Annotated in this window: 2 protein-coding genes and 1 pseudogene; all 3 read right to left on the reverse strand. The window is 74.1% G+C overall.

Annotated features, from left to right (window positions below; translation table 11 throughout):
- Nucleotides 1-138 precede the first annotated feature (138 nt).
- Entirely contained in the window at nucleotides 139-5,016 is a 4,878-nt protein-coding gene (locus tag GYH36_RS18475; RefSeq protein ID WP_162290612.1) for a glycoside hydrolase domain-containing protein, read from the reverse strand.
- 148 nt (nucleotides 5,017-5,164) lie between these two features.
- Nucleotides 5,165-7,384 carry a sialidase family protein gene (locus GYH36_RS18480; protein ID WP_162290614.1) on the reverse strand — a complete coding sequence of 740 codons (2,220 nt, stop codon included), beginning with the start codon at nucleotides 7,382-7,384 and terminating at the stop codon, nucleotides 5,165-5,167.
- A gap of 353 nt (nucleotides 7,385-7,737) precedes the next feature.
- Nucleotides 7,738-7,878: pseudogene (locus GYH36_RS19915) on the reverse strand (glucosamine-6-phosphate deaminase); the annotation flags it as partial.

The raw sequence follows: 7,878 nt of genomic DNA on the forward strand, positions 1-7,878 counted from the left end.
GGTGGGTCCCCCCCCCGCCCCGCGCGGGGGGGGGGGGGCCCCCCCCCCCCCCGGGGGGCCGGGGGGGGGGCCCCCCCCCCCCCCGGGGGGGGCCCCCCCGCGGGCGGCCCCCCCCCCGCCCGGGACCGGTGTCTGCCGTCAGCCGCAGGAGGCCGCCGCGTAGGGGACGTCGCGCGACGACGTCGCCGTCGCGGCGCTCGCCGTCCCCGCCTCGACGGACCCGGCGCGCGTCGCGAACGACTGGTACGCCGCCTTGCCCGGCTCGACCCCGACGACCGTGCGCTCGCCGTACGGCGTGCGCAGCGTGATGTCGACCGCCTCGTCGCCGCCGTTGCGCGCCGTGACGGCCACGTACGCCTTGCCGGCGAGGCAGCGGGTGACCGCCTCGACGTCGACGAGCACGTCCTCGGGCCCGGGCCCGTCGCAGCGCAGCCACGCCCCGGCCCAGTCGGCGTGGTCCTGCCCGACGCCGTTGCCGCCGTCGCCGACGCGCAGGGTCACGGTCTGCGCGCCCGTCACGTCGACCTCGGCGAGCTGGGCGCGCGACGCGGGGGTGACGACCCCGCTCGCCCAGCGCGAGGTCCCGTCCGCGAGCACCTCGAACGTCACGCGCGCGGCTCCGGCGACCTCGTCGTCGATCCCGTAGTCGGAGACGAGCGTGGTGCAGCCCTCCGGCAGGTCGAACGTGATCGCCGAGACGGCGTGCACGCCGACGCCCTTCGAGTAGGTGCGGCCACCGATCGAGAGCGTGCGCCCGTCGCCCGCGACGTCCTCACCGTTCGAGCTGTCAAGCTCGGCCGGCCCCCAGCCGTTCGTCTCGGACGTCCAGTCGAGGTCGGAGACGTGCACGCCGCCGGACACGACGTCGAGCGCGGCCGTCGCGAGCACGGCGTCGCCGTGGGTGAGGGTCGCGGTGACGGTGCTCCACCCGGTCTGCCCGCCCGGGTCGAGCGCGAGCTCCACGTCGGTCGTGCTGCTGCCCGGGACCTCGACCTCGACGGGCTCGGCGTCCCAGAAGTCGAGGTCGGTCGCCGCGAGGACGACCGTCTCCGGCGAGGACGACCGGTTGCGGACCGGGACGGTGAGCACGACCGGCGCGACCGCGTCGGGCGAGCTCGCGCGCTCGGCCGTGATCGGACCCGCGGCCGTGACCGCGTTCTCGACGAGCGGGACGACCGTGAACGACCCGACGTGCTCGCCGTCGCCCGCGAGGACGGAGCCCGCGACCACGGTGAGGTTGCGCGCGTCCGCCGGGACGCGCACGACGGCGCGCCACGTGGCGCTCTCGCCCGGGGCGAGGTCGGTCGACGCCGGCTCGGTCACCTCGACGTCCGGCACCGTGAGGTCGAGCCGCACGTCGGTCAGGGCCTGCTCGCCGGCCGTGACCTCGACGTCCACCGTGGTGGTCCCGCCCGCGCCCGCGACGGGGTCGGACAGCGTCGCCGTCACCCGCGCCCCGCCGTCGGCGGCGAGCGCGTCGAGGACGTTCGCGCGCTGCGCGACCATCGCCGCCCACGTCGCAGGACCGTCCTCGGCGCGCGGGTCGATCGCGTCGAGCGCGGTCCGCACGACCGCCGAGTCGGCGCCGAGGCGCTCCTTCGCGAGGTCGAGGATCTCCGCGTCCTCCTGACCGTCGCGGAACACCTCCCAGCGGATCGACGACACGGGCCCGTCGCCCGGCTCGGCGCCCGGGTAGACGATGTACTCGTCGCCCTGCCCGTACCGGAACGTCGGGTCGGCGTAGACGTCGCTCGGCCACGAGTTGTACGTCCAGCGCAGGTACCCGTCGAGGTCGCGCTGCTCGACGATCCAGCCGAGCGAGCGCGTCGAGACCGGCGGCGACGCCGTCACGGTGTTCGGACGGACCGGGTCGTAGAAGGTGTAGAACAGCGTCGGCTCGCCCGCCTCCACGCGGGACCGGACGAGGGAGTCCGGCACCTGGTCGAGGAACGAGTAGTTGAAGCTGATGTAGTCGGCGATGTCCGCCTCGGCGAGCGAGTTCGCCGCGAGGGCCACCTTGGGCGTCCACGCCGGGTCGGCCTGCGCGATGACGTCGAACGCGACGTTCATGGTCGCGATGGGGCGCTCGTCGAACGCGAGGCGCGTGTCGTCGAACCAGCCCTTGTCCTCCAGGTGCGCCCGGAAGTCGCGCAGGAACGCCGTCCACGCCGCGCGGTAGCGCGCGCTGCCGAGCGAGATCTCCTCGGTCACCTGCTCACCGGTGCGGGAGTCGGTGTAGACGAGGCGCTCGGACCCGGTGAACTGCAGCATCGCGAACGCGTGGATCGTGTCGCCGACGCCCGCGGCACGGGACTCGGTGACGAGGCGGTCGAACACGGTGTAGTCGAACGAGAAGTCCGTGCCGTCCCAGATCCACTCGACCGTGCTGCGGTACGGCGACTCCGTCTGCGCGCGGCGCTGGCCGTCGATCGTCACGAGCCACGGGTCCTCGACGATCGCCGCGTTCACGACGTCCTGGCCGTGCGCCGCGAGGTCCTCGAGGTAGGGCCGCAGGGCGTCCCAGTGCTCCTCGCTCCACGGCGTGAGGCCGTGCGTGTCGGCCACCGCGTCGGGGTGGGCCCACAGGTCGAGCACGAACGGGCGCTCGTCGACCGGGCGCAGCTCGACGTCGGGCACGTCGACCCGCAGGGGCCAGGTGCCGATCGTCCCGTCCTCGGCCGTCACGGCGACCGTCCCCGTGTACGCGCCGGGGGCGGTGCCCGGGGGCACGGCCACGGTGAGCCACACGGGCTGGTTGCGGCCCGCCTCGACGTCGACGCTCGCGACGTCGCGCAGCGGGTCGGCGACGACCCCGCCGTTCACGGTGTCCGGGACGTACTGCGGGTAGCGCACGCGCACGGACCCCGCGGGCAGCGTCGCCCCGCCCGGTCCGGCGAGCGCGGACGCCGCGGCGCTCAGGCCCGTGAGCCCGTGGGGCGCGGTGACGGCGAGCTGCGCGGACGCCGTACCCGCGGCGGGCACCTGGAGCCGCAGCGTCGTGGAGGGCGCGAGCGCAGGCCCGGTCGAGCCGGCGCGCGGGACCCGCACGAACGACGAGCTCGCCACGTCCCCCGACGGCACCCAGACGGTCGCGTCGGCGTCCGGGGCGGCCGGGAGCGTGAGGTCGACGGGGCTCATCGCGGCGGCGTGCGTCGCGTTCGCTCCCGTCGCGGTGGTGCCCGTGGCGGTGAACGTCGGGGTCCACGCGCCGGCGTCCAGGTCGCCCTGCGTCACGACGTGGCGCACGCTCTTGCACACGTACGAGTCGCCGGGCGCGAGGGCCGTCGAGCGGTTGCACGACGACGCGTTGTCCGGCCCGGCGAGCGCGACGCTCGCGAGGGCCACGTTGCCCGTGTTGGTGATGCGGATCCACGGCGCGACCTGGTCGCCGAGCAGACCGTCGGCGCCGCCCGTGTAGATCGCGTCGAGCACGGGGAGCACGGAGACCGCCGGAGCGGGGGTCGCCGTGCCGCCGGTCACCTGCAGCGACGGGCGTGCCGACGAGCTGACGGCGCTCCCGCCCGAGCCGGTGGTGTACCGGACAGAGACCTCGTGCGCGCGCGCCGCCGCCGTCGCGGGGGGCGTGACGGCGAGCGTGACCGTCGCCGAGGCGCCGGGCTCGATCACCGGCACGGCGACCGGCTCGGCCGACCAGCCGGCCTGCTCGTCGAGCGAGACCGTGCCGGGGGCCGTCGCCTCCGGGCCCTGGTTGGTCAGGGTCACCGTGACGTCGGAGGGCTGCCCGGCCGTGAGCGGCGACGCGGCGGTCACGGCGAGCGGGGCGCACGCGCCCTCGAGCCAGTCGAGGTCGAAGCTCGTGTAGGAGATGCTGCGGTAGCCCTCGCGCTCGAACAGCAGGCCGTAGCTGCCGCCGAGGTCGTCGTCGGACGTGCCGTCGCCGAGCGGGGTGAGCGTCGAGTAGCCCGCGGCGCCCGGCACGACGACCTTGCGGACGGGCCACGTCTGCCCCGAGTCGCAGGACATCTTCACGGTGAGGTTGCGGCGGATGCCGGTGTCCTCGGTGTTGGAGAAGAGCAGCACCTGCGCGCGCGGGTCGTCCGGCTCGGCGTCGGGGAACGCGCGGATGACGGACCCGTTGTTCGCGGGGTCGATCAGCTCCGTGTCCGGCGAGAAGGCGGTGTACGTCGCGCCGCCGTCGGTCGACGTCGCGACGAGGCGGTAGGGCGCGGAGCGGCTGTTGAGCAGCACCGTGCCGTCCGCGAGCTCGACGGTCTTGTTCTCGTCGGCCCCCGGGCCCACGGGCGCGCTGCGCTGCCACGTCTCGCCGTGGTCGTCGCTGTAGGCGCTCACGGCGTAGTTCCCGCCGGCCGCGCGCACCGTGTACTGCTGGATCAGGCGGCCCGCGTGCGGCCCGTGGCGCAGCTGGATGCCCTCGCCGGACGCGGCGAACAGGCCGCCCCAGGCCGGGTCCTTGAACATCTCGGTGATGCGGCGGTGCTGCCACGTGACGCCGCCGTCGTCGGAGTACGAGTAGTCGGCGTGCAGGAGGTTCGGGTCGTCGGGGTCGTTGCCCGTGCCGGACCCGGCGTAGCCCTGGTTGACCGACGCGGCGTAGAAGACGAACACGCGGCCGGTCTCGCGGTCGACGAGGACGCTCGGGTCGCCGTAGCCCTTCGGGGCCGCGTCGGAGCGGATGTCCTCGGGCTCCTGCCACGTCGCACCGCCGTCGGTGCTGCGGCGCATGAGCAGCGCGATGTTGGAGGGCAGGTCGTTCATGGTCGGGCGGCCGTCGTACACGGCGAGCAGGTCGCCGTTCGGCAGCGTGGTGAGCGCGGGGATCCGGTAGCGCAGGTGGCTGCCGGTGTAGCGCGTGGCGAGGTCGACGACGTCGAGCTCCTCGCCCGGGCCCGCGGGCGCGGTGGCGGGTGCGGCGGGGAGCGAGGCGGCCGCCGCGGGCGGGGCCGCGGGGGCGGCGACGTGCGCGGCCGCTCCCGCGGGGACGAGGGCCGTGACCAGCAGCGCTGCGGTCACGGTCAGGGGGAGCAGGGGTCTCACGGGAACGTCCTCTCACCGACGTCGGTGTCGGGGGCTGGGGGAGTCCTGATGATGTGTGCACCATAGCGGCGCGATTCGAGCAGGAACAAGCACGTGCTCGGACGACGGAGGAGCGCGGCGGCCCGCCGGCCGCCGGGCTCCTCGGTGATCAGGCGCAGGTGGAGGCGCCGAACGTGGCGTCGACCTCCTGGGAGCCCGCCGCCGCGACGGCGGTCCCCTCGTCCACCGCCGACGAGCGGGCGGAGAACGACTGGTACGCCGACCTGCCGGGCTGCACGGCCGCGACCGTGCGCTCGCCGTACGGCGTGCGCAGCGTGACGTCGACCGCCTCGGCGCCCGTGTTCTGCGCCGTCACGGCGACGTACGCCGTGCCGGCGAGGCAGCGCGTCGACGCGCGGACGTCGAGCGCGGGGGCGGCCGCGGACGGGAGCTCGACCGCCGGACCGTCGAGCTCGACGACCGTCACGGTCGTCCCGGACGTCGAGGTCCACGTCGTGTCCGGCGTGAACGACCCGCGGTCGAGGTCCTCCTGCGTGACGACGTGGTGCGCGAACGTGCACGTGTACGACGCGAGGGCCGCGAGGCTGAGGTAGCGGCAGTTGCGGCTGTACTGCGCCGGGTCGAGGTTGACCAGGTTGCCCGTGGGCACCACGCGCGTCCCCGCGGTGGAGATGTTGTTCACGGTGTACGCGAACTCGAGCACGTCCCCGACGGCGTAGGTCTCCTTCGGGTTGGTGTGGACGCCCGAGACGAGGATGTTGCCCGGGCCGCCGAGGTTCACGCTCGGGCCCGAGTGCTCGACGGTGGTGACCGTCGTCCCCGAGGTCGAGGTCCACGTGGTGCGCGGCGTGAAGTGGCCCGCGTCGACGTCGGCCTGCGTGATCGTGTGGCGCGCGCTCGTGCACGTGTACGTGGCACGGGGCCCGAGGTTGCGGTAGCGGCAGTTCGGCGTGCTCTGCGCCGGGTCGAACTGCTGCAGGTCGCCCGTGGGCGACACGGTCGTCACGGCGTCCGAGAGGTTGGTGACGGTGAACGAGTAGCTGACGACGTCACCCACCTTCCAGCCGCCCGCAGGGGTCGGGCTGGTGACGCTCGCCGCGGTGATCGTGATGTCGCCGGGACGGTCGCTCGGAGCCGCGAGGATCCAGTCCATGTCGAGCTTGGCGAAGCGGATGCCGCCGTTGCCGCCGTCGGGCTCGTAGAGGAGCCCGATCGTGCCGTCGGCGAGCGTCGCGAGCGTCGAGTACGCCATGCCGCCGGCCTGGAACACCTTCGCCACGGGCCACGTCTCGCCGTCGTCGTAGCTCACGCGCACGGTGCCGTTGACGCGTGCGGACTGCGACGCGGCGTTCGAGAAGAGCAGCACCTTGGCCTCGGCCGAGCCCTGCGGCGCGTTCGGGTACGCGCGCACGATCGAGCCGTTGTTCGTCGGGTCGGGCAGCTCGGTGTCGATCGTCACCGGGCCGTACGTCACGCCGCCGTCGGTCGAGTACGCGACCTTGCGGTACTTCGAGCCGGCGGAGTCGCGCGAGTTGAGCATGACGCGGCCGTCGGACAGCTCGACCGTCTTGTTCTCGTCCATGCCGGTGCCGACGGGCGTGCCGACCTTCCACGTCGCGCCGTGGTCGTCGGAGTACACGGACACGGCCTGCACCGCGCCCGCGGCGTTGATGATCGTGTACTGCTGGAGGAGGCGGCCCGCGTACTGGCCGTACTTGAGCTGGATGCCCTGGCCGGAGGACGCGAAGCGCGAGCGCGCCCCGAGGTCACCGGTGACCTCGGCCGTGATCGTGCGGTGCGTCCACGTGCGGCCGTCGTCCGTCGAGCTGGAGACGTTCGCCTGGATGACGTTGCGCGCGGTCGGGTCCGTGCCCGGCTGCGACCCCCAGAAGCCCTGGTCGTAGGACTTCACGTGGAAGTTGAAGATCGTCCCCGTCTCGCGGTCGACGATGTAGCTCGGGTCGGAGTAGCCCTCGATCGGCGCGGTCGTCCTGCCACCCGCGACGACCTCCTGCGGCCCCCAGGTGACGCCGTCGTCGTCGGAGCGGCGCTGCAGGATCGAGTTCGGGCCGGGCGAGTCGGCGCCCGTGGGACGGCCGTCGTAGGACGCGAGGACGGCGCCGCTGTTGGTCACGGTGAGGGCCGGGATGCGGTAGTTGGGGAAGCCGCCCTGCCCGTTCGTCGCGAGCTGCTGCTCGCTGTAGGTGCCCCGTCCGCCGGTCGCCGGGGCGACGTCGTAGTCGGGGGCGGGGGTCGTGTGGTGCGCGGCCGCCGTCGTGACGGGGACGACGGCGCCGCCCATCCCCAGCGCGAGCGCGGCGACGAGGGTCACCGCACGGCGCGCTGGTCTGCGGAGGTGTCCGATCATGCCGTTCCTTCCGGTCGTGGAGCACTCGGTGCGGACGGCCGGCCAAGGGGGGACGCGGCGACGCTGCCGAGACTGCTTGAACAGATGATGTCAGATGTCTGACGTCAGGAACGTAGCCTGCGGGGCATCGGGGGTCAAGGGGAAGCGCACGGGTGCACGAACGCCCGCACCCCGCCGGACCAGGGAGGTCGGTCCGGCGGGGTGCGGGCGAAATCGGTCGGGCTGGGCGGCACCGCCGTCGTCGCCGGTGCCCGCACTGGCAGGGGGCTGATCGTGCGGGCACCGGCTGCATTCAGCGTAAGCAGCGAACTGGACGGTCGTCCAGGTGGAGCCCGGGTGAAAGTGCGCGGGCTCTACAGGCCCTGCCAGTCGGGCTTGGACGCGTACGTCTGGCGGTAGTAGTCCGCGAGCTGCAGGCGCGAGGCCGCGGCGTCGTCGACCAGCACCGTCGCGTGCGGGTGCATCTGCATGATCGTCGCGGGCCACAACGCGCT

The sequence above is a fragment of the Cellulosimicrobium composti genome (genome assembly GCF_010287905.1).
GTDB lineage: Bacteria > Actinomycetota > Actinomycetes > Actinomycetales > Cellulomonadaceae > Cellulosimicrobium > Cellulosimicrobium composti.